This is a genomic window from Alteromonas sp. MB-3u-76 (genome assembly GCF_002831605.1).
Lineage (GTDB): Bacteria > Pseudomonadota > Gammaproteobacteria > Enterobacterales > Alteromonadaceae > Alteromonas > Alteromonas hispanica.
Genome location: NZ_CP025115.1, coordinates 1,316,803 through 1,343,416, shown reverse-complemented (window position 1 = coordinate 1,343,416; position 26,614 = coordinate 1,316,803). Strand labels below are relative to the sequence as shown.

The 26,614-nt window shown below is 43.2% G+C and carries 16 protein-coding genes; 6 read left to right on the top strand and 10 right to left on the bottom strand.

Going from position 1 to position 26,614, the window contains the following annotated elements; all coding sequences use genetic code 11:
• Positions 1 to 68: 68 nt before the first annotated feature.
• From CW735_RS06020 to ffh, 6 genes are all read right to left on the bottom strand, one after another.
• The gene (locus CW735_RS06020; RefSeq protein WP_100973186.1) at positions 69 to 1,346 is read right to left on the bottom strand and encodes an alpha/beta hydrolase; all 1,278 of its coding nucleotides are present in this window, start codon (positions 1,344 to 1,346) and stop codon (positions 69 to 71) included.
• Positions 1,347 to 1,366: 20 nt separating this feature from the next.
• Positions 1,367 to 1,759 (bottom strand): tellurite resistance TerB family protein, encoded by a 393-nt coding sequence (locus tag CW735_RS06015; protein WP_071979505.1) that lies wholly within the window; start codon positions 1,757 to 1,759, stop codon positions 1,367 to 1,369.
• Between the two features lie 235 nt (positions 1,760 to 1,994).
• Entirely contained in the window at positions 1,995 to 3,212 is a 1,218-nt protein-coding gene (locus CW735_RS06010) for a phosphoenolpyruvate carboxylase (RefSeq protein ID WP_100971277.1), read from the bottom strand.
• Entirely contained in the window at positions 3,209 to 3,844 is a 636-nt protein-coding gene (locus CW735_RS06005; protein WP_071979507.1) for a condensin complex protein MksE, read from the bottom strand. The genes CW735_RS06010 and CW735_RS06005 overlap by 4 nt, the downstream gene beginning before the upstream one ends.
• Positions 3,841 to 7,539, bottom strand: a complete 3,699-nt coding sequence (locus tag CW735_RS06000) for an ATP-binding protein (protein WP_100971275.1) — start codon at positions 7,537 to 7,539, stop codon at positions 3,841 to 3,843. Before CW735_RS06000 ends, CW735_RS06005 begins: the two co-directional genes overlap by 4 nt.
• A gap of 186 nt (positions 7,540 to 7,725) precedes the next feature.
• Positions 7,726 to 9,141: a signal recognition particle protein gene (ffh, locus tag CW735_RS05995; RefSeq protein WP_071979509.1), complete on the bottom strand. Its 1,416-nt coding sequence runs from the start codon at positions 9,139 to 9,141 to the stop codon at positions 7,726 to 7,728.
• 155 nt (positions 9,142 to 9,296) lie between these two features.
• Here ffh and CW735_RS05990 point away from each other — a divergent pair, with 155 nt between their 5' ends.
• Positions 9,297 to 10,088, top strand: a complete 792-nt coding sequence (locus CW735_RS05990; RefSeq protein ID WP_071979510.1) for a cytochrome C assembly family protein — start codon at positions 9,297 to 9,299, stop codon at positions 10,086 to 10,088.
• A 143-nt stretch (positions 10,089 to 10,231) separates the two neighbouring features.
• On the top strand, positions 10,232 to 11,524 hold the full coding sequence (locus CW735_RS05985; protein WP_071979511.1) for an HlyC/CorC family transporter: 1,293 nt from the start codon (positions 10,232 to 10,234) through the stop codon (positions 11,522 to 11,524).
• 26 nt (positions 11,525 to 11,550) lie between these two features.
• Here CW735_RS05985 and CW735_RS05980 read toward each other — a convergent pair whose 3' ends face one another.
• Both CW735_RS05980 and sixA read right to left on the bottom strand, forming a co-directional pair.
• The gene (locus CW735_RS05980) at positions 11,551 to 11,739 is read right to left on the bottom strand and encodes a hypothetical protein (RefSeq protein WP_071979512.1); all 189 of its coding nucleotides are present in this window, start codon (positions 11,737 to 11,739) and stop codon (positions 11,551 to 11,553) included.
• A gap of 156 nt (positions 11,740 to 11,895) precedes the next feature.
• The gene (gene sixA / locus CW735_RS05975; RefSeq protein WP_232230613.1) at positions 11,896 to 12,411 is read right to left on the bottom strand and encodes a phosphohistidine phosphatase SixA; all 516 of its coding nucleotides are present in this window, start codon (positions 12,409 to 12,411) and stop codon (positions 11,896 to 11,898) included.
• 164 nt (positions 12,412 to 12,575) lie between these two features.
• Between sixA and CW735_RS05970 the strand changes: the two genes are divergently transcribed.
• The 3 genes from CW735_RS05970 to CW735_RS19720 all read left to right on the top strand — a co-directional run bounded on the left by CW735_RS05970 (position 12,576) and on the right by CW735_RS19720 (position 20,561).
• Positions 12,576 to 15,323: an insulinase family protein gene (locus CW735_RS05970; RefSeq protein WP_100971273.1), complete on the top strand. Its 2,748-nt coding sequence runs from the start codon at positions 12,576 to 12,578 to the stop codon at positions 15,321 to 15,323.
• A gap of 208 nt (positions 15,324 to 15,531) precedes the next feature.
• Positions 15,532 to 20,085: an EAL domain-containing protein gene (locus CW735_RS05965; RefSeq protein WP_100971270.1), complete on the top strand. Its 4,554-nt coding sequence runs from the start codon at positions 15,532 to 15,534 to the stop codon at positions 20,083 to 20,085.
• A gap of 305 nt (positions 20,086 to 20,390) precedes the next feature.
• Complete coding sequence (locus tag CW735_RS19720; protein ID WP_198520994.1) at positions 20,391 to 20,561, top strand: hypothetical protein; 171 nt, start codon at positions 20,391 to 20,393, stop codon at positions 20,559 to 20,561.
• Positions 20,562 to 21,757: 1,196 nt separating this feature from the next.
• On the opposite strand, the gene fadJ is transcribed toward CW735_RS19720, so the two are convergent.
• Together fadJ and fadI are read right to left on the bottom strand one after the other, a co-directional pair.
• Complete coding sequence (gene fadJ / locus CW735_RS05945; RefSeq protein ID WP_442857497.1) at positions 21,758 to 23,929, bottom strand: fatty acid oxidation complex subunit alpha FadJ; 2,172 nt, start codon at positions 23,927 to 23,929, stop codon at positions 21,758 to 21,760.
• Position 23,930: 1 nt separating this feature from the next.
• Entirely contained in the window at positions 23,931 to 25,241 is a 1,311-nt protein-coding gene (fadI, locus tag CW735_RS05940) for an acetyl-CoA C-acyltransferase FadI (protein ID WP_071979518.1), read from the bottom strand.
• 413 nt (positions 25,242 to 25,654) lie between these two features.
• Here fadI and CW735_RS05935 point away from each other — a divergent pair, with 413 nt between their 5' ends.
• A complete protein-coding gene (locus CW735_RS05935; protein ID WP_071979519.1) occupies positions 25,655 to 26,611 on the top strand; it encodes an AAA family ATPase in 957 nt (318 codons plus the stop codon).
• Positions 26,612 to 26,614: the final 3 nt, after the last annotated feature.

The window sequence follows — 26,614 nt, the reverse complement described above, 5'->3', positions numbered from 1 at the left end:
GCATGCGCCTGCATCAGCCTATATTAGCTCGGGCGCATGTTTTTAGCAGTGTTTAAGTTGATTGACCGCTAGGGCGCAGCGCAAAACTCATCGGATGGAGCGGAGTTCGTTAGCGCTAAAATATTATCTATCATGACATCAAAGTAGGGGTTGTAGGTCAAACGAGCGTAAACACGATCACTCTTAGCATTTTCATCGCTATATCCCCAAGGCCCGAACCAGACATCTTCCCCTGCACGGCATCTTGCTTCTAGCTCGCTGTCCTGGCCGTTATCGCAAATTCGAATACTGCGACTTTGGTGTGCCTTGTTTCCCTCTAATCGACCGTATAAATCATTAGATTCTGAGAAAAGCGCACTCATATGTGACGCTGCACTAATTCTCTTTTCAGGCAGATTCATAGACTGAATCACAACATGAGGCGGGTTATTTGTGTTAACTATGCTGGCCGCAACAGGCAACTTTTCGCCTTGCCAAAGCATGCATTTCTTGGGATGAGTAAAGTTTTCGTAAAAGCGACTTGCAACGTGCTCGGTATCAACAACACTGTCTTTTTCAGCAACCATCATTAACACCGGTATATTCAGGGTCGATGCTTCACTGTCGTTAGTATCAAAACGGCGCTGAAGCTCGTTAACACTCTCTTGATATGCGGCAAAACCGGGCATAGCTGTAGAGTTATAACGACTGGGGTTGTCTTCGTCTTCAACGTTCGGCCAAGGATAAAGTGAGTCTATGTAAGGCGCTAATTGAGACACAAAAAAGCGAGATTTAAACGCTGGGCAGAAATGCACCATTCCTTTTATATCGTCTCTTCCGAAAGCACTAATTGTCGTGAGATTCGCCCCTGTAGAAAAACCGCCCACAAAAAGCTGTTCAACGGTTTCAGCAAACTGATTAAGTTGAAAGTCGGTCTCTGTTTGCCACTGTTCATAACTTACGTTAAGCATGTCTCCTGGTTTAGATCCATGGCCGGGTAACAGTATGACACGCACTCTCAGTCCACTGTCACACAAGGTGTTAGCAACCTCTTTAAAGAAATAGGGAGAGTCGCCTAAACCGTGAACAAGGAATAAACCTTTTTTGCTTATGGATGAACCACACTCAAACGGCATGTTCATGGCTAATTCCGCACCTTCATCTTCACTAATAAAGTCTCGATTGTTGCGAAGGTAGCTTCCCACTTGCGCTAAATAATCATCAAAAGGCGCTACCTGTGTGGGGAAAGGCTGCTCACTTGCTTCAAATCTGGCGTCATCAAAAGAGTGGCAGCTAATAATTAGTGGAGTAAGTAGAAGGGCGACAGACCACCGCCCTGATTTGTTGTTGTCTAAAAGCTGGGACATAAAAACCAATGGTTGGAAAGTTATTGGACCGCAGCAGCACCACTTACTAGAGCTTTGGCAAGAACTTTGTGGGTAAGCAGCGAAAGCAGCTCTGTTTCAGCCTCACTTCGTTCACCGTCGACGCCAGTTATAGCCATAGCGACTTCTAAGGTCTTTTCTGCATCGTATGTTAAATCTTGCTGAAGGCTACGCAAGTAAGGAAGCGCGTCTCCGGTGTCGATAGCTTTTCGGGTTTGATAAATCGTATCGTTGATGAATGCTTCTGGGCAAATTGGACTTTCCCAATCAAGCTTTTCGACTATCTCATTGAGATAGTCTTGCTCTGAGAGCGTCACCACACCATCGACTTGATACAATAATACCGATAGTTTGATAAGGGCTTGGTTAAAACTTTGTTGTTCTGATAATTGCATAACTTCTTCCTCTTCGTACTGTACGCACCAGCACCACAACTTTCCTACATCCTGTAGGAATTTTTGAAACACTACTCAAAAAGTCTGAATGAGTCGCAGGCTGTCATCATGGTGTGTACTATACACTTACCCCATGACAGCATCATTACGCCCACTTAAACTTTATAGCTCATAATGTTACTTTTTTGTAAACTTTTCTATTAATTCCGACTAGTTTAAGCACTAGGTTCACGTCTTAGCGCAGACCTAAGGTAATGTCACTTATATAAAAATTGCCAGTATAAACTTGATCATTTTTCCCGTGGGGCTCTAAGGCGAAAAACTGCTTCTCTTCCTCTCCCAATGCCTGATAGCCACCAATTACCTGATACAGCCAAACCTCTGGATCAAACTCAAGCTGCTGCTCTTCAAAGTAATCAAGCGCTGTTTTTGGCTGCCCGGAATCAATAACATCACAAAAATAGGCTTCAACCGCGTGTTGTAGTGGATCTTTCACTAACGAAAGCGTTTCCTGCTCTGTGACACTAATATCATAGGGTTTACCTTCATCTACAGTAGCCCGTTTTTTGTGAATGTGAGTAAGGGTTGCCACCATTTCCTGATAGTCTTGCTCTTGCGCCACGTTATTCACATCAGCAGCGGCGTGCCCAATGATAGAAGCACTTTGATTGAACAAAACAGGAACATTAGTGAGGTTGGCGTAATTTCCTGGAGCAAAATCTGGCTGCTGCTCTACGTGTAACAAAAACCCTTTAAGTAGACGTGTCCGTCCCTGAAATTCTCTGAAGCGCCCAAGTAAGTCAAGCAACCTGGCCTGTACCACAGATAGCTCTTGGGCTGCTTTTGAGAAGCGCTGCTGCAGAGATACCACCAAAAGGTGCCTTAGTTCTCGATTGGAGCCAGCTATTTCACTTAATTCATCGAATCGAAAGCATTCAAGTTGTGCCAGTAAATCTGTCACCTGTTTTTGTGCTAACTCATTTTCGCGTATTTTGGCATCAACTGAAGAAACATATCCAAACTCATTATTAATTCGGCTAAACATAACCCTAACGCTGTTGCTCAACGTTTCCGACAGCTGATAGACATGCTCTGTAAGATCGCTCATATGCGCAGCAGCTTCATTAAATTTGTTGTAGTGCAGCGCTTCTTTATAATGCTCGGTAAGGGTTTTTAAACTGGCAAGCGATGCACCAACGTTGGCATTTATCGTTCTGTTTCGCTCGTCTTGCAGGCTTCCCTCAAGAAGGGTACGAACCGCGCTTTTCAACCGCAACTCGCTCTGTGCTTCTGGCCGCCACAGCACACCTAATTGCACTAACTGCTCTAGCACTTTTGAACTGTGATCGCGCTCTTTCACCGAACCGTTGATATAAGCCTGCATGATTAAGTCACTGTGGCGACCAAGGGCGTTAAGTAGCTTGGTGCCTGCTTGCAGTAAAACTTGGCTCATATTAGGTTACCCTGTGATACTGCGGCCTCCGCCTGCTCAGACAAGCTCAGCGCTTCGGTCTCATCTATAAAGCGTAATGTTTCATACAAATGTTCTATTTTTCCCGTACCCAAATAAATTTGTTTGTCGGGATTTGGCTTAATCAAATATCCTAACTCAGTGAGACGCTTAAATACCTGTTTTAGCTGGCCGTCTACATTAACACTGGTAGAGCCAAACATTCGATATCGAGAAATTTTCTCTAATTGCTCACTATACGCTGGCGTATCTTCAATGCTCGTTTGTAATTCATTTAGACGAATAGCGCTGCCCATGGTAATTGGCATATCAGACTCGTTAGCCTGTTGTACTAGCAATAACCATTCGATAAGCGGTACAAGGTTTGATGCCGTTTCTTGAAACTGCTGAGTGAGAACTTTGCGCTCTTGCTCTCCAATTGTTGAGTAACTCGCAAAGAAAACATCGCCCTCTGCCGTGGTAGAAAGCGTGCGATTGAGTAACGATAAGTGGGGCTGTAATTTTTCAGCGTTATCGTTACTTTTCAAAAAGCGCCACGCTTCCTCGTCAGTTACTTGACAAATAAACGCTCCTTGCAAAAGCGCACTCAATACGCGACCTTGCTCTGTCATCATGCCGATGCTCCTCGTGTTTCTGCATCATCTTGTTTTTTTGCTTTTATTCTCGCAGCAATTGAACTCGCTTTCGGTTGCACCACCTGCAGCTGACGAGTGACCTTGTCAATAAGGTATCGATTTTCAAACAAGGTAAGTACTTCTGATTCAGGGTTTGGAAATGCGCCAACAACGCTAATGTTATTGTTTTGACACGCATCAAAAATCTTTTTAACGTTGCTTTGGTGCAGCGTGCCTAACTCATCGATAGGCCAATGAACTGTCGCTGCCGCATCCTGGCGGAGCAGACGAGTGAACGCTAGCAAGAACTTACATAAAATCAGGTAGGCCATACCGTGGCTCGACGACTCATTGAGCTGTCGGTCTGTTCGAATAACAAGGTCGCTGTTTCCTTCTCGCAAATGCAGCTCAATATCAAGCAGTTTACTGATACCGCCGGTTAATGCCGCTCGCCCTAGAATATCGAGCACTCTTCGCATACTTTGGCCGTACTCTTCTTCTGGAAGCTCGTTAGCGCCCTCTTCTATCCAATACTGATAATGCTTTCTGAACTGTTCTAGTTCTGGCCAAAACTCAAGCTCGCTAATTCTAGAGCGGATTTTCACTGCGGAGTCTGACACACCGTCCAGGAAGAGTTCCCCATCTACCTCTTGAGTAATTCTTCGGCTTTGCGACACGATACGTTTGTCGATATCCGCCAATACAAAATAGTATTGAGAAAGATCTGCGCCAAAAATTCGTCCTTGCTCGCGCAGGCCTTGAAGTTTCTGCGGCACGATGACGTTTAGCAGCTGCGAAAGGTGGGAAACCATGCGGCGGTGGTCAAAACTTTTCACGCCATGCGTGTTTATTGTTGCACATTCTTCACGCGCTCGCTCCCATGTATCTGATAAACCTGTGCCCGCCTGAGCCGCAATTAACTGGTCAAAGCGTTCAACATAGGCACGAATATCACTAAGCAAGTTTTCACGCTCTTGAAGCTGACTTTGCACTTCGGAAATACGCTGACCAATACTCACATCATCGTGCTTAATATCAGCAGCATCTGCAGTGACATTAAGTGAAAGCTTAGAAAGAGACTTACTGAGATTTTTCACCTGTTCCAAATTTTCAGAGGCGGTTTTAAGCGCGCTCTCTAGCTGGCTGTGTTCATCACGCAGCTGCTCTCGTTTTGTTTTATAAGCACTTTGTTTACTGGCTAAACTACGCTCAGATTCTCCAAGTGACTTGCGAGCTTTTGAAAGCCCTTCCTGCCATATAAGCTTTTGTTTGGTGAAAACGTTGGTATACCAGCGTTCATAGTCGGCGACTTTATGACGATGGGTTTCAGTTCGTGCGATAGACTCTTTAAGGTGATTAATTTGTTTTTTCAGCTGGCCAATTTCATCAATATCCACACCGCGATTATTTAACTCGCTTTCCAGCCAATCTTGCATGTCTTTGCGGTCTTGAGCTGCACTTTCTTTTGCCTTACGCATGTCATTATCAAGCTGAGATATACGTGCATCAGAATCTGAAATAAGTTGCTGCCAATGAAATTTATGCTCGGTTTCGGACTCTCTTTGTTGGGCAGCTATTTCATCGCGACTTTCCTCAAACTGAACCTTTACTTGCTTTTGGCTCTGCTGATTAGCCTCCAGCTTTGTTTTTGCTTTTTGTTTGCGCTCTGACAGAGCTTGTTGGTACTCGCTAAGCACAGTGTCTCTATCTTGTTGAGCACGTTTACGACTTGCCTCTGCACTTTTCACTACATTATCTTTTTGAGTAAGCACTAACTCGGAGTTACGCACCTCTTCATTTGCTTTTGCTAGCCGCTGCTCGCATTCATTTTGCGCAGCTAGTGCTGCGGCTTGGCGTATTTCGGCGTCTTGAAGCTGCTTTTTCAGCGCTTGTTCGGTTAGCGCATAATCTGGTGTATCTAGCTCTTGAAGCGCTAGCTTTACCCCCATAAAGGTATCACTCTCGCCGTCCATCTGAGGTGCTAAGTCGGTTCGGTCTAACAATTCTGGGCGTATCACTTTGCCCAGTGAAACTTCCCACTCTTCTACGTTTGCACGTAAAAACTCAAGAAGAGATCCCTCTCCCGGATAAAGCAGTCCGTTAATTTTATCAACGGCCTTTTCTTCGTGTTGAAAAGAGGTTCTGGCTCTATCCAGCGCTTGAGAGCAAGTTTTGCGATATTCACAGGCTTTAGAATGAGCTTGTTGTGCCTGCCTAAGCTCGGTTCTTGCAACATCCTCATTCACTGACGCCTCTTTTATAGCCGCGTCTAAAATATCCAGTTGTGATTGTTCAAACTCGTTGTAGCCTGCGTTACTCAATGCGGCCTTTAATTCTGCCTCAACAACTTTTAACTCGTTCACACTCGTTTGATGTTCACTGTTGAGCGTATTGAGTTGAGCAGTATAATCATCGCGAATGTTACCCAGCGCCTCTCGTTCACTTTGCTGCTGCAAAGACTTTTGTTCGGCTGCTTCTTGGCGCGCTTCTGAAAGCTCTTCCAAGGTAATAGAGAGCGTTTCACCAAGCTCAGCCAGTCGCTTATTATACGCTGACTCAATATCTTGATGCTTTTCTGTTAATAGCGCATATCTGCTGTCGCTAAGTTCTTTTTGACTGTACCACTGAGGCAAATTACCAACATCTTCTTTCAGTTGCTCGATATCTTCCTCTTGCCACTTATCAAATTCACTTTCTACATTTTCTAGCTCAATAGTGAATTTTTCTACATCGGCTCGTGCAGCTGAAATAACCTGATTTAGATGGTCGCGGTTATCATGCCACTCGCTATCAACTTGTTTGCGTTGAAAGCTATTTTCATCGAGTTCATTTTTTGTTGTTTCTACGCGGGCAGATAAGTGCGTTTTATCAAGCTCAAAGGTATGTTTTAAGGTAGCCAACTGCTGTTCGGCAGTGCTCAGCGCCATATCGGCTTGCTCGAGTCTTGAAAACTCAGGCCTTATCTTGTCAAACTGCTTTATAAGCTGACATTCTTTTATCCAGTCATCGACACGGTGACGACTCAACCCAGAGGTAGGTGGCGTTACGCCGTCTTCTTCCAATATGGCGGCAATCATGGCTTTGATAGTTTCCATCTTGCCTTCTTTAGAGTGCACAGCTTTGGCGAGTTTTTCAATGTGGCGCATGTGCTTTGACGATTCACATAAACTAAATAGCTTCGCGTACCCTAAGACTTCTCTTGCTGTATTGCTCTGATTTAAAACCCCGTGATCGTTTTGAATAATGGCTCGAAAGTCTTTGGTGTTGAGTAAGCTTGTTACTGTAACATTGCTTCGCTTCATTGCTCGAGCGAGTTCCGCGCTGCCCACACTGACATGCTTACCATTTTTCTGTTCAATGAGGTAATCGCTAATATCAAACGCTTTTCCAATTAAACGGTAATTAACACCTGTACCGTTGGAACTTAATACAGCTTGGCATAAGTCGCCGTCTGCGCGAGCATATTCGTAAATAATAAAACTAGAGAGGCGCGGAAGGTACCATCGTTCAAAGCTATCGCGGGTCGCAGGAACTACTCGGCTTGGATACTCGCCATAAAAAACTGGGATAAGCCGCTGAAGTGTTGTTTTACCGGAAGCGTTTGTGCCACATATATTGGTATGTCCATCAAGCTTTAGTTCAACGACACCAGGCAAGTGAGTATCGATAAGAATAATTCGTTTTAAGCCTGCCATAAAATTCCTGTTTCAGTTTTATCTTTCATTTGTGCCAGGGCTAATTTAAGTTCGTGTTTTGAATCAGCCACATGCCACAACGTAAAAAACCTCAATAATTGGCATTCATTGAGGCTTTTCTATTTATTTTTGTTTGGTGTTCAACCGAAGTCCAATTTTTAAAATCACCACTTTAAAGCAAAGTGATTACCTCGGTGGGAATCCGCCAGGACCACCGCCAAAGCCGCCCGGCCCTCCTGGACCACCAAAACCACCACCTGGAGGTGTCATGCCCTTCATCTGACGCATCATTTTTTTCATGCCGCCACCAGACATCTTTTTCATCATTTTCTGCATTTGAGTGAACTGCTTTAATAAACGATTCACGTCCTGAATCTGAGTTCCTGAACCGGCCGCAATTCTGCGCTTACGCGAGCCCTTGATGATATCTGGGCGAGCTCGTTCTCCAGGCGTCATTGAATTGATAATCGCTTCCATTTGGTTGAATTGCTTATCGTTAGCCTGCTCTTTAATCTTCTCTGACATGCCGCCCATGCCAGGAAGCTTATCAAGCATTCCCATCATACCGCCCATGCTTTTCATTTGCTCAAGCTGATCTTTAAAGTCGGCGAGGTCAAAGCCTTTACCTTTTTGAACCTTTTTCGCAAGCTTTTCGGCTTTAGTTTTATCGACCTTACGCTCAACTTCCTCAATTAAACTGAGAACGTCGCCCATACCTAAAATACGAGACGCTATTCGCTCTGGATGGAAAGGTTCAAGAGCATCAACTTTCTCGCCCATACCAATAAACTTGATGGGCTTGCCGGTGATATGGCGAACAGACAGCGCAGCACCACCACGAGCGTCACCGTCTGCTTTCGTGAGTATGACACCGGTAAGCGGAAGCGCATCATTAAACGCTTTGGCTGTATTTGCGGCATCTTGCCCCGTCATCGCATCAACCACGAAGAGCGTTTCAATGGGTTTCACCGCACCATGAAGCTCTTGAATTTCGCTCATCATGTCGCTATCGACATGAAGCCTACCTGCGGTATCGACAAGCAACACATCATAGAAACCCTTTTTGGCTTCGCTGATTGCGCTTTCTACAATATCAATTGGTTTCTGCAAAATTGTAGATTCATGAAAACCTACATTAACTTCATTGGCAAGAGTTTCTAACTGCTTGATAGCGGCTGGTCGATATACGTCAGCACTCACTACCATGACTTTTTTCTTTTCGCGTTCCGTAAGATATTTTGCCAGCTTACCTACAGATGTTGTTTTACCCGCACCTTGCAAACCCGCCATTAAAATTACGGCAGGAGGCTGAGTAGCTAAATTTAGCTTTTCATTGGCCTCCCCCATCACCGCTTCTAACTCAGATTGTACAATCTTGATAAAGACTTGGCCGGGTTTAAGGCTTTTGCTCACTTCTGCGCCCACAGCGCGCTCTTTAACTTGGGCAACGAAGGCTTTTACAACTGGCAACGCAACGTCGGCTTCTAATAATGCCATGCGCACTTCGCGAAGCGTATCTTTTATATTGTCTTCTGTGAGACGGCCCTTGCCACTTACATTTCGTAATGTCTGGCCAAGGCGTTCAGATAAATTCTCAAACATAGTATGAAACTTCTTTTGATTTCAGACGTAATGGGAGCATTGTAACTTAAAAGGCGCGTAAACAAAATCAAGGAGATGGTTGAATTTGATCGTGAGTTGCAGTATCAATAGCGACTCAATCGGCGACGATTTACCTAATTATCACAGGAAGAATAATGAACACCCTTTTCGCCATTTCTGCTGCCCTACTTTATGTTATGGCCGCAGCAGTGTTAATCGGCAAATTTGTACACCACGAAGGGCCTAACAAACGTCTTGCACTTTCTTTGGCAAGTTTGGGTGCCATCGCGCATATCGCATTTCTAATAGGTGTGATTATTATTGCTCCAGGACAAAACATGAGCGTTACCAACGTACTCTCCTTGGTGTCGTGGATAATTACTGTCTCTATGCTGATTTTTGCACGCGCTATACCAAACCTAATTTTGTTACCCGTGGTCTTTGGCTTCGCAAGCCTAGCCGTGCTTGCCGCAGCGTTTATTCCCGTTTCCTATATTATGCACATTGCGCTGCAGCCCGGACTTGTTGTGCATATAAGCCTATCGCTGTTCGCCTATTGCACACTGGTAATTGCGTTTCTTTATGCTTTACAGATGTCGTATATCACCTATCGCCTAAAGCAAAAAGGCGCTGCACTACTACACTCTTCACTGCCGCCACTCATGTTGGTTGAAAATATTTTATTTAAATTGCTGCTGGCAGGAACATCGTTGCTCACAGTATCACTTATCAGCGGCTTCATCTTTTTAGATGACATGCTAAGTAAAACTTATGCTCACAAAACCGCTCTTTCTGCCGCTGCTTTGGTTGTATTTTTGGTACTGTTAGTAGGTCAGAAAGTGCGAGGATGGCGAGGAAAACAAGTCATTCTTATGACAATAACCGGTGTAGTTCTACTTACACTGGCTTACTTTGGCAGTAAATTAGTTCGCGAGCTGTTGCTGTAGTAGAATATCGCGAATACCATAGTGACATTAATTTGCGAGCAAGCGAGAGCATAAATCTCTTTTTAGCTTGAATTTTTTTAGCTCAAAATCATGCCTCTCAATGGCTAGATTTGAAGGCTGTTAATAGATAGGAAACCATCTTTTTGGACGACATATCAACGAGTACGCTGTTTATTGCGCTCGGCGTACTCATATTATTATCTGCATATTTTTCTAGTTCAGAAACCGGAATGATGTCGATAAACCGCTATCGACTAAAGCATCTTCAAAGCGAAGGGAATCGGGCCGCTAAACGCGTACAGAAACTTCTCGACAGACCTGACAGGCTTATTGGTCTTATTCTTATCGGTAACAACCTCGTAAACATTGCCGCTTCATCCTTGGCTACCGTGCTCTGTATTCGCCTTTTTGGTGACTATTGGGGAATTCTGGCAGCAACGTTTGGCTTAACTCTTATTCTTCTCATTTTTGCGGAGGTTACGCCTAAAACCTTGGCAGCCCTGTATCCTGAAAAAATAGCATTCCCAAGCTCCATTATTCTGCTTCCCCTACTCACGATTTTATATCCGTTTGTGGCGGCTATAAATGGTATTACCAACGGAATCTTAGCACTGCTTCGAATAAGCCCCTCTAACGGTAACGATGACTCGTTAAGCCGAGAGGAATTGAGAACAGTGGTTTTCGAGGCCGGCACTATGATCCCTAAAAAACACCAAGATATGCTGGTAAGCATTCTCGATCTAGAGAGCGTAACCGCTGAAGATATCATGGTGCCCAGAGCCGAGATTTTTGCAATCGACATTAACGACGATTGGAAAAAAATACAAAAAGCGCTTACTCATGCCCAGCACACTCGGGTGCTGTTATATCGTGATAGCGTAGACGACGCCGTTGGTTTTGTTCACGTGCGTGATGCTCTGAGATTGTTATCCAAAGATCAGTTTACAAAGTCGAGTTTGTTGCGGGCTGTAAGAGAGATTTACTTCACTCCAGAGTCGACGCCGCTGCACACGTTAATGTACAAATTTCAGGCTGAAAAAGAACGTATTGCTCTGGTTGTAGATGAGTATGGCGATATTATGGGCTTAGTGACACTAGAAGATATTCTCGAAGAGATCATTGGTGACTTCACCACTAGTATGGTTCCAGATCACAGTAAAGAAGCGCACGTGCAACAAGATGGCTCAGTGCTTGTTGATGGCAGTGCTAACGTCAGAGAACTGAATAAAGAAATGAATTGGAATTTGCCAATTGAAGGCCCTAAAACGCTTAATGGTCTTTTATTAGAGTATTTAGAGGAAATTCCGGAAAATAAGGTGAGTGTTCGTCTTGCTGGTTATCCGTTGGAAATTGTCGATATAACGGAAAACATGATTAAAACCGTGCGAGTGATGCCTGAATATTACCGCGAAGAAAAAGGCAATACCTCAACCTAGGCCTTTAGGACTTGAAGCCTTATAAATTACTGTTCGTCGGCAATTCGCTGGGCTCTTTTTTCAAGCGCCTTTGCTTTTGCCGCTGCAACCTTCTCTGACAATACAGACAGTTTTGCAATAATAACCTGTGTCTCCTCGTCTTCGCGCAAGTCTGCCTCAGCCATATGCGACTGAAGTGAACGCTTGAGGAGCTCAGGAATAGATTTGCTATCCATTTCCCAACCCTTCGATAAATACACTGACACTCTCAAAAGAAGTATCGGCGCGCTAACGAATAACTTAATACTTAGAAATGAAAATAACTCGACAAATTGCTAACTCAATGTGTTAGCAGATAATTTAAATAACTAAGGCGTGTGTTTGAGCTGTTTCTAGATTCCCTGGTAATGGGTCATCAAAGTGCCACTGTGGCTGCTTAAGGAATATTTAACAACCGCTATAGAAGCGGTTGCAAACAGACTGGTTGTATAAGATTGGCAAAGCTCATCGACGAGATAGCTCACTAGCGGCATGTGACTGACTATGAGAAGCTTTTTTATAGGTCTGTTGCCGTTAACCGACGCATGGATACGAGCTTGAATGTAATCGCTCACTAACTTTGGTGAGCCATCTGGCGTGATATCTTCGCTCATTTCGAGCTTTTCCGCCGTGATTGTTCGCGCTACTTCGTCAAGTGTTTGGCGTGCTCGGCGATAAGGACTGTGAAGTGTTACATCAACGCGGTTATCTTGGCAGAAATGTTGATTAAGCCATAATGCAGCAGATTGAGACTGTTGCCTGCCTAATGGAGTAAGCTGGCGGCTTTTGTCATCTAAACATGGTGATTCTGCTTCGCCATGACGCATAATAAAGATAAAAATGTCGTCGTTGCTACTTTGACCTGACATAACATAGCGCATAGTATTAGTGGATATTGGTAAAGATATCAGAGAGCTGATAATACGACTAGCGCTAACCGTTGAATAGCGAGTATTTTAATTTTCTATTCGTATTAATCTACATATTTAACCCCCACTCCAGAAGTAAGGAGTCTAGCGCACAACAGGATGACATGAATAACACCATAAAGTTTGATAATGCTCATCACACCACTCTGCCTAACGGATTGCGTGTTATGACTTGCCATACTCCTGATGCAAATGAGGCCCACGTCTCCATTGCCGTGCGAGCTGGACATTTTTACGATCCGAACGACTGCCAAGGACTTGCTCATCTACTCGAACATATGCTGTTTATGGGCAGTCGACATTTCCCCAAGCCCAACGCAATAAACGATTTTATCGCGCAACATGGCGGAACATTAAATGCGTGGACTGGGACAGAATACGCCAATTATCACTATAGTTGCCATGCAGGGGCACTAGCGCAAACGTTGCCTGGGTTTGCGGATATGCTTCGCCAGCCATTGTTCGAAGAGTTGTCCATCGAAAATGAGGTCAAAAACATTCACGCGGAATTTGAGTTCAAGAAAAAAGATGATTTGCGACGTCTTTACCAAATTCATAAAGAGACATGCAACCCAGAGCACCCGTTTTCGAAATTTTCAGTAGGAAATAGCGATACTTTTTCTAAACATACCTCGTTGGAATTAAAACAGCGACTTAAGTCAATGCATCAGCAACGATACTGTGGAAAAAACCTGTGTTTATGTATCGCCAGCCCCATGCCGCAAAAGCAATTAGATGCGTTGATCCTCCAATGTTTTGGAGGATTCAGCACAGGACAACTTGCCAGCGACACTTGGCCACCACTTTATCGTTCTGATGAGCTAGGCATTCAAATCAATATTCAGCCTCTTCAATCAGCAAAACGTATGATAGTGACTTTTGCACTTCCTCCCTTGCAAAACGACTATAAATGCAAACCTCTAAACTATATAAGCCATCTGCTCGGTGACGAAGGAGACGGTAGCCTGTTAGCTTTTTTAAAAGAAAAGGATTGGGCATTAAATTTGATTGCGGGAGCTGGTATCGAAGGCGACGGATTTAAAGACTTCAACGTCAGCTTTCAACTTACCGATGAAGGTCTGGAAAATAAATATCAGATTTTAGAGGCGTTGTTTAGCTATATTAAGCTAATTGAGAAAGCCTCTGGCGAAGCTTGGCGATATGAAGAAAAAGTGCAGCTTGATACCTTGGCACTAGAATACGAAGAAAATATAAAACCCTTAAATCTGATCACTGATTATGCCCAACACCAATTTATATTTTCGCCTTCAGAGCTAAACGTATTAAGAACGACAATTGGTAATTTTGATCAGGCTGTCATACTCAATGCCTTATCCTACTTTACCTCTAGTAACATTCGCTTGAAGGTTATATCTAAAGGTGTAAACGTCAATAGAACATGCGCATTTTATGAGGCTATGTACAGTGTTGAGAAGATTTCAAAAGACACAATAGCAAAACTGGATACCCCTCGAAATATCGCTTCATTGGCTTTGCCGCCGCCTAACCCTTATCTGGGCAGCGAATATCAACTCGCACTTCCCGAACCCGGCTTTCACTTACCGAACAAACTCATCGAGCAAAAGGGGTATCGTTTTTGGTTTGCGCAAGACCAACAGTTTCATAGCCCCAAAGGAGATATTTATATTTCATTTGATGCCAAGGGCTTTTCAGATTCTCTCAATGCTGTTGCAGCGAAGCGCATTTGGCTGGGCGCGCTGAACGACCATTTACAGGCAAAGTATTACCGCGCTGAAATTGCGGGGTTGCATTATCGTATTTATGGTCATCAAGCTGGATTCACCTTACATACCCGTGGTTTTACCAATCAACAAACTCTCCTTGCGGCCCAATTAATGGATGCGGTGGTCAGCTTTATTCCAAATCAACGAGATTTTTCGCATCATAAGCAACTTCAAGAACAAGCATTACACAATGCCCTATTGAACAAACCAACTAATAGACTATTTTCTCGATTAAGTGTGCTAATTCAGCGTAATACTCAAGCGCCAATAGAGCTTTTAGACGTCATGTCTGAAATCTCTTATGAACAAATGTTGGATGCTAGAGAACGTGCGTTCGGTCATTATTTTGCTGAAGCATTTATGCATGGTAATTGGAATACCACCCATGCAAATGAATATGCCCAATCGCTGTCTAATAGCTGTGGTAACGCGACTGGCACTCCTCTCTCCCGCGCAGTTTCGAAGCTGCCGACTGGCGAAACTCTCTATCATCATGTGAATTGTAAGCATGACGACGGCGCCGTGGTATTGTATTTACAAGCACCAACGGCAGATTTGTCTGACACAGCACTTTGCATGGTGCTAGAGCAAATGTTAGCCGCTCCGTTTTTCAATGCGCTTAGAACGGAGCAGCAGCTGGGCTATATTGTTGGCACTGGCTACGTGCCCCATAATCAGCACCCTGGTATTGCCTTCTACATACAAAGCCCAGAAAGGGAACCTAAATATCTGCTAGACGCGATGACTACCTTTTTGTTTCAGCAGTTAAATGAGATCGAGTTCTACCGCTTCTATTGGCCCACTATTCAGCAAAACCTGCTAAAGCAATTAGAAGAAAGAGATTTAACACTTTCGATGAAATCTCAACGACTGTGGGTTAGCCTGGGCACTCAGGACTTAGCATTTGATAGGCACTTGAAACTAGCAGAATGCGTTAAAAATCTCTCCTTTGAAGAAATTCAGGTTTTCGCCGACCAATTAGCAAAACGAGAGCGATGCGGTGAAATAGTACTCTACTCCGATGGCAAATTCCCCCCCATGCATTGCCCAGAAAAACGCTCTATCAACAGCATTACCGAATTCAAGCAAAAAATTCCATATCATTGATTAATAATTCTTTATTGCAGTCGATAGATATATAACGCAGCAGTGATTTTTGGCTAAGAACTAACCCGTTGTGACCGCAATCCCAAAAAGTCCTTGTGGAGACTGCCTGAATTGGGCATATTAATTTCTCTAGTTGTTAGGGATGCGGCTGGAACCTAATTTAAAAATAAAAAATAAAAAATAATCGGCGTAAGCCAAAGGTGTTTAGGTGCGCTCAACCCTAATAAAAACTGTGTTTCTCTTGCTATTGCTTATGTCAGAAAGTTTTTCTGCCGAAGCGATCGAATTATCAGATTTACAATTTACAGAATTAAACAAGCGACAGGGGCTCTCAGATACTACGGTACTCGATATCATAGAAGACGACATGGGCTTTATTTGGATTGCGACATCAAATGGCCTTAATCGCTACTCGGGCTATGATGTAAAGCAGTATCATCCATCAGATATCGACTCCAACTCAATACCTTCCGGCTTCGTGCAAACACTGTTTTTAGACTCTGCAGGTACTTTGTGGGCAGGAACCAACAGTGGGTTGGCAAAATACCGACCGGAAACCGATGATTTTAGAGTATTTAATCAAGAAAACTCCATCATAAAGTCAAACTCTATTACAGCAATTAGCGAGGCTATAGGTGGAGAAATTCTGTTCGCAGATGAAAAATTTTTGTACCGATATAACAGCACTGAGGAAAATGTTATTTCGGCAAAACAGGTTTTTACTGAAAGTACTTACGTAAAAGTGATTTTAGATGAGGCAAATAGAACGTGGATTGGCTCAAACGAGTTTGGTGCCAAAATTATTGATAAAGAAACCAACGAAGTTTCAGATTTAAACAAAGTTAACCCATGGGGTATAAATCTTAACTCGGCCGCACTTCACGATATTAAAGTTATAAATGGTAATTATTGGCTTGCCACTAAAGACGGGATAAAGATAGTAAATGCCCGAGGTAAAACTATCTTATCTAAAAACGGGGATGACTTGGGTTTTGAAGGAAACCTAAATACCTTAAATATCACTGCAAATGATGCCGATATTTGGATTGGCACTACGTCTGGTCTTTTTGTATTGAGTGGCGCTGTAGAGATTGACATCACCCCATCTACACAGTTTGAAACGCTTCACCTTAATTCTGATAACTATGATTCAACGGGGTTACCTGCCGCAAATATAATGCAAGTTATTGTCGATAAAACTGGCGTTGTTTGGGCTGGGACATTTCGCCAGGGCGCGTTTCGATATCATCCAGAATACGCAACCGTACATTACCAATCGGTATACAATTCAAGCAGACAGGCAGAGGATAACTTTGCAACGGTTTGGGCTCTGACAGAGAATCAGCTCAACGAGCTCATTATAATAACTCAGGAGAGAGGTCTCGCTAAGTATGATAAAGACTCTGGAAAAGTCACCTATCTTAAACATGCCGACCAAAATCCAATCCAAACTAATTATTGGGACTTGGCTGTTGATTCAAACGGTTTTTATTGGGTAGCCTCTTCTGATGGATTAATTGTATTCAAGGAGATCAATGGCGTAGTTACGAAAGAAGAGCACTTATTCAAAGGTAATATTATAGATCACATACATTTTCATAATGACTCAATTTGGGTTTGGACGGACGAAAATGGTGCCATGTCTATTGAAACTGATGCACTGACCAATCCGAATAAAGCAATTTCAGCTAAAGCACTATCGATAGACGGATTACAAAAAAGTTTTGTTCCAATATTTACTGATAGTTTTAATAGGCTTTGGTTAAGAAGCGACAAAAATGTGGCAATCGTATCTGAATTTTCGCAAGAAGTGGTCGGTAGAATAACTCATCAAAAAGGCTTGAATTCTCAGGTTTACTCTGTCTATGAAACTAATGAAGCTTTCTGGCTAACCACGCGCTCAGACGGTGTTCTTATGGTTGACAAGAGCTCGTTTGAAATAATAAAACGGCAAAAAAGAGATGACCGGAATGGATTTATTATTTCATCGATAGGACTCGGCCGCGGTATTTGGTACGCAGATGCTGCTGGTGTGCATCAAATCGCTTTACCTTCTTTGAACCAAGACTCATTAATTCCATACTCAGAGCTCAATTATAATAGCCTAGGTGAGTCATCAGTATTCGCTGCTTCAGATAACTCCATCTACTTCGGTGGCAACCGAGGGTATAATAAAATTTCTAAAGCTTTTGCTAGTAAAGACAGTTCCGACGGTAAAACAACGATACCGCAACTTCAAAACTTAAGGGTATTCGGCGCTACACAATCAATCGAAGATCTCACAAAAGCTTCGTCAGGTCAGCCGCAGAATTTTGTTCTAAGTCAAGATGTAAGCCTTAGCGAAACCGTTCTACTCTCACACGATGAAACAAGGTTTAGCCTCTCTTTTGCATTAATCAATCCGGTATACCCTTCACAGGTGAAATACCGTTACAAATTAACAGGCTTAGATTCTGGTTGGATTTATGTTGAAAATGGACGCGTTGCACAGTTCAATAATATTGGCTTCGGTAATTATACTTTTGAAGTACAAGCTAAAGAGCCTGGCAAAAATTGGTCTGAGAGCAGAACGCTAAATATAGAGATAGAACGACCGCCTTGGCTTCATGCAGTTGCGTTAGTCTTTTATGCGTTAATAACGATAGTGATAATTACTTTCCTGGTGCGCCAGCTTCAAATTCGAAAAGCTAATCAGCTGGCGATAAAAGAATCAGAAGAAAGACTAAAGCTTACTTTGTGGAGTTCAGGAGACGAACTATGGGATTGGGACGTGTACCGCGGGCAAGTTTACCGTGCTAACACATGGGGTACGCTGGACTTCCCTCAAGATGATATTCGTACTACCGGTGCCTACGATGCAAACATACACCCCAATGATCTAAACAGGGTAAAAGAAGCTCTTACATCGCACCTTGAAGGAAATACTGAGTATTATGAGTTAGCCTACAGGGCAAAAACTTTCAAAAATCAGTGGATTTGGATCCTAGACAGAGGAAAAGTGGTAGAGCGAGACCATAATGACCAGCCAATTCGCATGACTGGCACACTCAAAAATATTCACCACCTTAAAGAAGCCGAAGAGCAGCTAAACCTATTTAAACGCTCTATCGAAAACATCTCGGAAGGTGTCTTCATATCTAACACTAAGTTTAAATTTATTAGCGTTAACAATGCGTATTGCGGATATACCGGTGAAACCCGCGATCAAGCGCTTGCCAGTTATATGCACTTTCATCTTTACCCCGATGCATTTACGGAAGAAATTAAGAAAACCTTAAGAACAAAGGGCAACTGGAGCGGTGAAGTCGAAAGCGTACGTATGAACGGTGACCGCTTTGAGATAGAGCTCAATATTGATGCTGTACATGATGAGGACGGTAAAATAAGTCATTTTGTGGGCGTTTTCAGCGATATTACTTCACGTAAAAACACAGAAAAGGAACTATTGAAGCTTGCCAATACCGACCCATTAACAGAATTACCTAACAGATCGTTTTTCCAAGCAAGTCATCAGAATTTGGTAAGAAAAGGTGAACAGCATGCCCTGCTGTGCCTTGATATGGATAACTTTAAGAAAATTAATGACTCTCTTGGCCACCAAACTGGCGATATATTGATCAAGCAAATTGCTAAACGCCTGCAGAGAATTACAGGGAAGAACGCCACCTGTTATCGTCTAGGCGGCGATGAATTTAGTATATTAATGGAGAACAATGCTGATATTCATACAGTCACGCATTGTGCACAAAACGTATTAGATACCCTGTCGCGCCCGTTCATAATAAACAAGCAGGAGTTTGTTCTGGGCGCAAGTATTGGCATAGCCTTTTTCCCTGACGACGGTTTGTCGCCGCAAGAAATGTTGAAAAATGCAGATACTGCCATGTACTTTGCGAAAAATAACGGTGGTAATAGCTATCAATTTTTCAGCGGCGAGATGAATCAAAACGCCGTTCGTCAATTGCAAATTGAAAACTTGATAAGACAGGGCATTAAAGATGACTTATTTACGGTTTACTACCAGCCCAAAGTGGATATTACTTCAGGTAAACTAGTAAGTATGGAGGCTTTAGTACGCTTCGAACATCCACAAAAAGGAATTGTGAGCCCAGGACAATTTATTCCTCTTGCAGAGCAAACTGGTCAAATTATCGAAATTGGTGAACAGGTACTAAGAAAAGCCTGCGCCGATACTAAACGATGGGTTAGCCAAGGCCTGTTTACTGGCCGCGTAGCGGTAAACATTTCTGCTAAGCAGTTCGAGTTACCAGATCTTGATGAACGCATTAATCGGATATTGAGCGACGTAGGGTTATCGCCACTGCATTTAGAATGCGAAATTACCGAAGGCACCCTTATGGAAAGCCCCGAAAATGGCTTGCAAATGATGATGCGCTTAAGAGAGCGCGGTATTCACTTGGCATTGGATGACTTTGGCACAGGTTACTCTTCTCTTGCTTACCTTAAGCGTTTTCCTCTTAATACGCTTAAAATTGATAAAGCCTTCATCGATGACATTGCGAAAAGCAATGTAGACAGACATATGGCAGCAGCAATTATCAACATTGCGCACAATTTAGGTCTTAAAGTGGTAGCAGAGGGGGTAGAGGAAGAGGCACAACTGAATATTCTGCGTCGCTATGATTGTGAAATGCTGCAAGGTTTTCTTTATAGCAAACCATTAAACGCAGAACGTTTTGAAAAACTTCTCACTGAAAATCAACAGCTAAACTCCATTCTTGGAAACACCAGTATTCAGTAAATAATTAAGGTTACAACTTTCTTTAGCTACTTTCATAACCATTAAATTTATCTTTCTCTTCTCGGGTAGGCGATTGCCTGCCCCCTTCTATTTTATACCCGGCATCACTTCGCCCATTAGGCAAAAGTTTATTAGACTTTTGGTTAAAAAAACCGTCAAAAAACCATCAAAATCGAGACAAACCACTGATTTATATTCATTTTTTAAAGTTGGCATAACTTTAGCTATAAATGAAAGTGTCGACAATAAAAAATAACATCGACTTTGTTTGTTCATTTAAAAAAATAAAATCAGAGGAAAAAGACATGTTAAAAGAGTACGCAGTTGCACTAGTACTATCTACCGCCACTCCAGTTGCTGCCGACAAGCAAGAAGGCGCTAAACAAGCCCCAGAGTCGCAGAAAGAAGTAGCAACACAAACAAATTACATTCCAAAGCCTCGCACTGGTATGGGCGGCCGTGGTGTGGGTTGGTAAGTAACACTAAAAGAATTTCAAAAAAGAGAGCCTAGCTCTCTTTTTTTATGTCTGTCTTTTACACAACCCTCAAGTATCTAAGCAGACCACTGTTAATCAACGTGGCTACTGACGCAAAGCTGCAATAGATGGCACTTGCTTTCCGATATTGAGTTTGCAATTAGGGGACTGCCGTTGCAGGGGGACAGGGCGTTCAGGCCGCGATGAAGAGATTATTAAACCCTACAGCATTGCGCCAATGCATATGGCGCGAAATTGAGAACATGGGAAGTATTATAGGTCCGAAGATTAACCCAGCTGCTGCCCACCGTTTTGCATTCATTCCCCACTTAAACGCCTCAACATAAAAATAAACACTAAATATTACGCTTAAGAATATAAGTGACAACAAAACACGTCTCCAAGAAACTAAAATTCAGAATACAACATAGGCTGTTTTAATAATTGCTTGTTTGAAAAGCACGACGTCAACATTTTGACTAGCACAAAAACAAGCGTGGCGATTCTACTAAAAACTGACTAATAAACCAGCTAAAACGCACAAATTTGATTGAAAATCGACGAATTCTCAACATTCAACATTTTGATAACGCGGGGGCAACACGTAGTTTAAGTTTAGTAAGCTCCGGTGATGAGTAATGGCGCCCTACCCTGTCTTAGTAAACACATAACGTCAAAAAATGATGTAAAGGTTATAAGTGAGTTTTGCTAAGAAAGGCTTGTTTAAATTCCGTTATATGAAAGTTTTGAACTTGCGGACAGTTACCATGTGCTTTTTATTTGTTTAATTTAGAAAAGCCCGTCAGGAGCAATGTTGGTTGGGGCGGTTTGATTATTTAGGTGCATAGGTTCACTGCAAGTAGCCGCACATTTTCAGGTTTTTTAAAAAAAATGACTTAGGATTTTACGATGCAACTCACTAAAGACCTCCATAAACTGCAACGCTTTGGACGTGTGCTTCTGGCAGTTAATATTTTTTACTGCTGGGGAATGGTATTTTATGCTGCGATAAGTCGTGGTGATTATATATTTACATCAAAATATTTTTTTGCAGCGGCGCTACTGAGTATTCTTTACAACAACCTTTATAACGGCCTTTATAAAAGCCTCGATAAGAACTTTGTGAAGAGTAAGGCTTGACTTAGCCAATAAAAAACCGGGCGAAAGCCCGGTTCTCAAATTAGCTTATGCGAGTATTAGTAGAAAGACTCTCCGCTTTCAGCCATTTTTTCCAATACGTCAGCAGGCTCAAATTTATCGCCTACGGCCGTAGAGTAATGATGTAGTCGTGAAACCACATGTTTAATGCCAAGGGTATCCATGTAGCGGAAAGGCCCGCCTAAGAAAGGTGGGAATCCAATACCGAAAATAGCGCCAATGTCGCCATCACGGGCATTGCGAATAACACCTTCGTCGAGGCATCGGGCAGCTTCGTTAAGCATCATAAGAACACAGCGCTCAGCCACTTCTTTTTCGCTCAACTTACTTGATGGTGAAAGGCTAAGTAACTCATAAATGCTTTCATCCACTTCTTTACCAGGCTTTTTACCTTCGTAGTCGTAGAACCCTTTCTTGTTCTTTTTACCCTTACGGCCGTCTGCTAACACCTTATCAAACGCTGAAGGCGCGGTGAAACGTTCACCAAAAGCTTCCACTAAAAAGGGAATGATTTTAGTGCCAACATCAATGCCCACTTCGTCAAGCAGCTTCACTGGCCCCACCGGAAAACCAAATTTCACGAGTGATTTGTCGATATGCTCAATGGGCTCGCCATCTAATATTAGGTTGGCCGCTTCATTCATGTAAGGCGCTAATATACGATTCACGTAAAATCCCGCACCGTCTTTTACAACAACAGGGGTTTTTCCTTGCTTTTTAGCAAACTCGACCGTAGAAGAAATTACTTCGTCCGACGTTGTTTCATGTGCAATAACTTCAGCAAGCGGCATTTTGTCTACCGGAGAGAAGTAATGTAAACCGATGACATTTTCAGGTCGCTTGGCCTTGGCTGCTATCTGGGTAATAGGAATAGACGAAGTATTAGAAGCAAAGATAGTTGTCTCTTTACAGTTTTCTTCTATATCGGCAACCATCTTTTGCTTGAGATCGAGGTCTTCAAACACGGCCTCAACCACAATGTCGATGTCTTTATAACCACTGTAATCTAGTGTGCCAGTAAGCAACGAAAGCTGCTTTTGCATCTCACTATTGCGAATAAAGCGTTTCTTCACCTTTTTATTCAAGATATCGTAGCTATATTTCATCGCATTCGCGATTCCTTCAGCTCGAACATCTTTAATACGCACTGGCACACCGGCTTTTGTCGACGTAACGAAAGCAATACCGCCCCCCATCAAGCCGCCGCCAAGCACTCCCGCTTTGTTCACTTTTGCAGGTGTAACGCCCTCTACCCCATTTTCTTTTTTCATTTCTGTAGTAGCAAAGAAGATTTGGCGAAGTTGGAAAGACTCTGGGGTCATAACTAGCTTACCAAAAGCCTCAGCTTCTGCTTTTAACCCTGCTTTCATACCTTCAGTCATACCCGTTTCAATGACATCGATAATGAAGCCTGGTGCAGGGTAATTACCTTTGGTTTTGGAAAACGTTGCCTCACGCGCCTTCTTGAACATTATGTTGCGACCTGGACCTGTGGTCTCCAACATTTTGTTCATAAGCCCTTTTTGCGGCGCTTCACGCTCTGGCTTACGCTTTAAAGCAAATTGTTCCGCTACATCGAGCAACACACTTTCAGGCACTACATCATCAACGATGCCATATTTCTTCGCCTGTTTAGCTCTTGCAGGCGAACCTGTTAGCATCATCTTCATGGCTTGTTGAATGCCAATTAAACGAGGAAGTCGTTGAGTACCGCCGCTTCCAGGTAATAACCCCAATTGGACCTCTGGTAAGCCAACTTGAGTTTTTGAAGAATCAGTACAAACACGATAGTGACACGCCAAGGCAAGTTCTAATCCACCGCCTAAAGCAGGACCGTGAATTGCCGCCACAAACGTAGCTTTCATATTCTCGATTCTATCAAAAACCGCTTGCCCACCTGCTGCTATTTTTGTTGCGTCTTCAGCTGTTTTACAGGCAGCGAGCATTGAAATATCTGCACCGGCTACAAAAGAATTACTTTTACCACTGATGACAACAACACCTTTAATACTGTTGTCCTGTTCGATATCGTCGAGCATAGCGCTTATTTCATCACCAAATTCGGCTTTAAGCGTGTTCATGCTCTCACCGGGAACATCCATGCTTAGAATAGCAACACCGTTGTCCTGTTTAGTTAATGAAAAGGCGCCTGTGGTTGGCGTTGCTTCATTTTTTACTTCTGTGCTTTCGCTCATATTTTCCTGGCTCATATTATTCTGTCTCCACAATCATTGCTGCACCTAAACCACCGGCTGCACATGCGGTTAGCAGGCCGCTACCGCCACCACGACGATTTAACTCGTTAAGCATTTGCGTAATCATACGAGTTCCCGTTGCTGCGAATGGATGTCCGTAGGCAATAGAGCTTCCCATCACATTAAATTTGTCCATATCTATCTCGCCAGTCGCTTTGCTTCGTCCTAGCTTCTCTTTGGCAAATTTATCGCTTGCAAACATTTTAACGTTGGCAAGGGTTTGCGCCGCAAATGCCTCGTGCATTTCAATTAAGGTTAAGTCGTTCAATGTCATACCGGCGCGATCTAACGCTAAAGGCGTAGCATAGGATGGACCCATTAACATGTCTTCCCATACATCAATTGCCGAGAAAGCATAACTTTTTATGTAACCTAAAGGCGTGTAGCCAAGCTCTTTGGCACGGCTTTCTGTCATCATGACAACAGCAGATGCGCCGTCGGTAAGCGGAGTGGCATTTGCGGCAGTAACAGAGCCATATTTTTTATCAAAGACAGGACGTAACTTAGCGTAACTTTCTAGCTTGGAGTCAAAGCGCACATTGTTATCGCGCTCTAGAGCCCCCTTGTAAGGTTCAGCGTAGGCTGTCATGACCTCATTTGAAAGTTTACCCTCTTCCCAACTTTTCGCTGCATAGCTGTGCGAACGATGGGCAAGTTTATCTTGTTCTTGGCGAGAGATTTGATGCGACTTCGCCATTTGCTCTGCAGTCTGCCCCATTGACAGGCCTGTTGAATATTCTGCAACAGCAGGCGGCACAGGCGCCAAATCTTTAAGGCCCAAGCGTTTGAAAATATTAAACTTCTGGCCAAGTGTTTTGGTTTTTTGCAAATCTACTAGCGCTCTTGCCAAGTTTTTAGACACACCAATCGGTGACACAGAGGTAGAATCAGCTCCACCAGCAATACCTACTTGTACGTGTCCAGCCATCATACTTTCAGCAATGTTAACCGTTGATTGGAAACTGGTTGCACAAGCTCTTGACACACTGTATGCATCAGTATGGACGTTCATTCCAGTACCTAAGACAATTTCACGAGCAATATTCGGTGCTTCTGGCATTTGAACCACTTGGCCATAAACCACTTGATCGACCCATTCTTTTTGAATGCCATGACGAACAAGAAGCTCGTTAACTACCATCTTTCCTAAATCAACAGCAGGTACGCCGTGAAAATATGTCGCCATTTTAGCAAACGGAGTACGCAACCCCGCGACAATGGCGATGCGATCACCCTCTCGGGTAGTAACTGATTGTTTTGTAGACATAATGCACCTAAATTAATGACCCTGTGCAAGTGTTATCTACACCCTCCACAAGTGGTCTGACCTGTAATAACATTGATTTTTACAAACTCTGAACAAAATAGCAAATAATGAGACCAGAATAAGGTTTATACGCCAAACAACATCGCCAAACGTTGAGAGAAAGCGGCAGCTCACTGTTTGCTCTGTGCACTTTTACTCATATTTTCGTTCAACTCGGATACTTGAAGAAACGGAAAATGAACCTTATATGAGAAACATAGTCTGTTTTGTGTCATTGTGGATGGCAATTTGGAACATATTCCGTTTTTTGTGTAACTCGCATCTTCATTCAATGATGATTGAAAAGGTAGTTTCATCTTCGACATGACACCAACACATCCTAACAACTAGAATTTACGTGGAATCATTGCATTATGGCAGCAGAGCAATTCAAACAATTACATGCTTATCTAGACCAACAAATTATTGGTCAACATGCATTGACGAAAAGCATTTTAATCGCGCTACTTGCCGATGGACATTTATTGGTTGAGGGACCGCCGGGGCTTGCTAAAACTCGGGCAATCAACGCGCTCGCTAATGGAGTTGATGGAGATTTCCACCGTGTTCAGTTTACTCCAGACTTACTGCCTGCCGACTTAACGGGAACTGATATTTACCGCCCTGAGACGGGAGAGTTTGTCTTTCAGAAAGGTCCGCTTTTTCACAATTTAGTACTTGCTGATGAGATAAACCGAGCACCTGCTAAAGTACAATCAGCATTGCTAGAGGCCATGGCAGAGCGACAGATAACCGTGGGTAGTAAAACTTATCCCCTTCCTCCGTTATTTCTCGTTATGGCTACGCAGAACCCTTTAGAACAAGAGGGCACGTATCCCTTACCTGAAGCGCAGCTCGATCGATTCTTAATGCATGTAGACATCGACTACCCAGATGCCGACACCGAGCTTGATATATTGAGACTAACTCGAGGTGAAGCACTGGAGCAGCCTCCGGTGACGCCCCCCACGCTTAGCCAAAATGATATATTTCTTTCTCGTAAAGAAGCGCTCTCTTTATACATGGCACCCGAATTAGAAAACTATTTAGTTCAATTAATTATGGCAACCCGAAAACCTGCGCTTTTTGACAGCGAGCTTGCTCAATGGATAGCAATGGGAACAAGCCCTAGGGCGACCATTGGTCTTGACAGATGTGCTCGTGCTCACGCTTGGCTAAGTGGTCGAGATTTTGTAGGACCAGATGATATTCAGGCGGTTGCGCATAATGTACTCAGACACCGTATCATACTCTCCTATCAAGCTGAGGCTGAAGGTGTAACTGTGAATGATGTATTGGATAAGATTGTTGCTACTGTCGCTGTACCATAATAT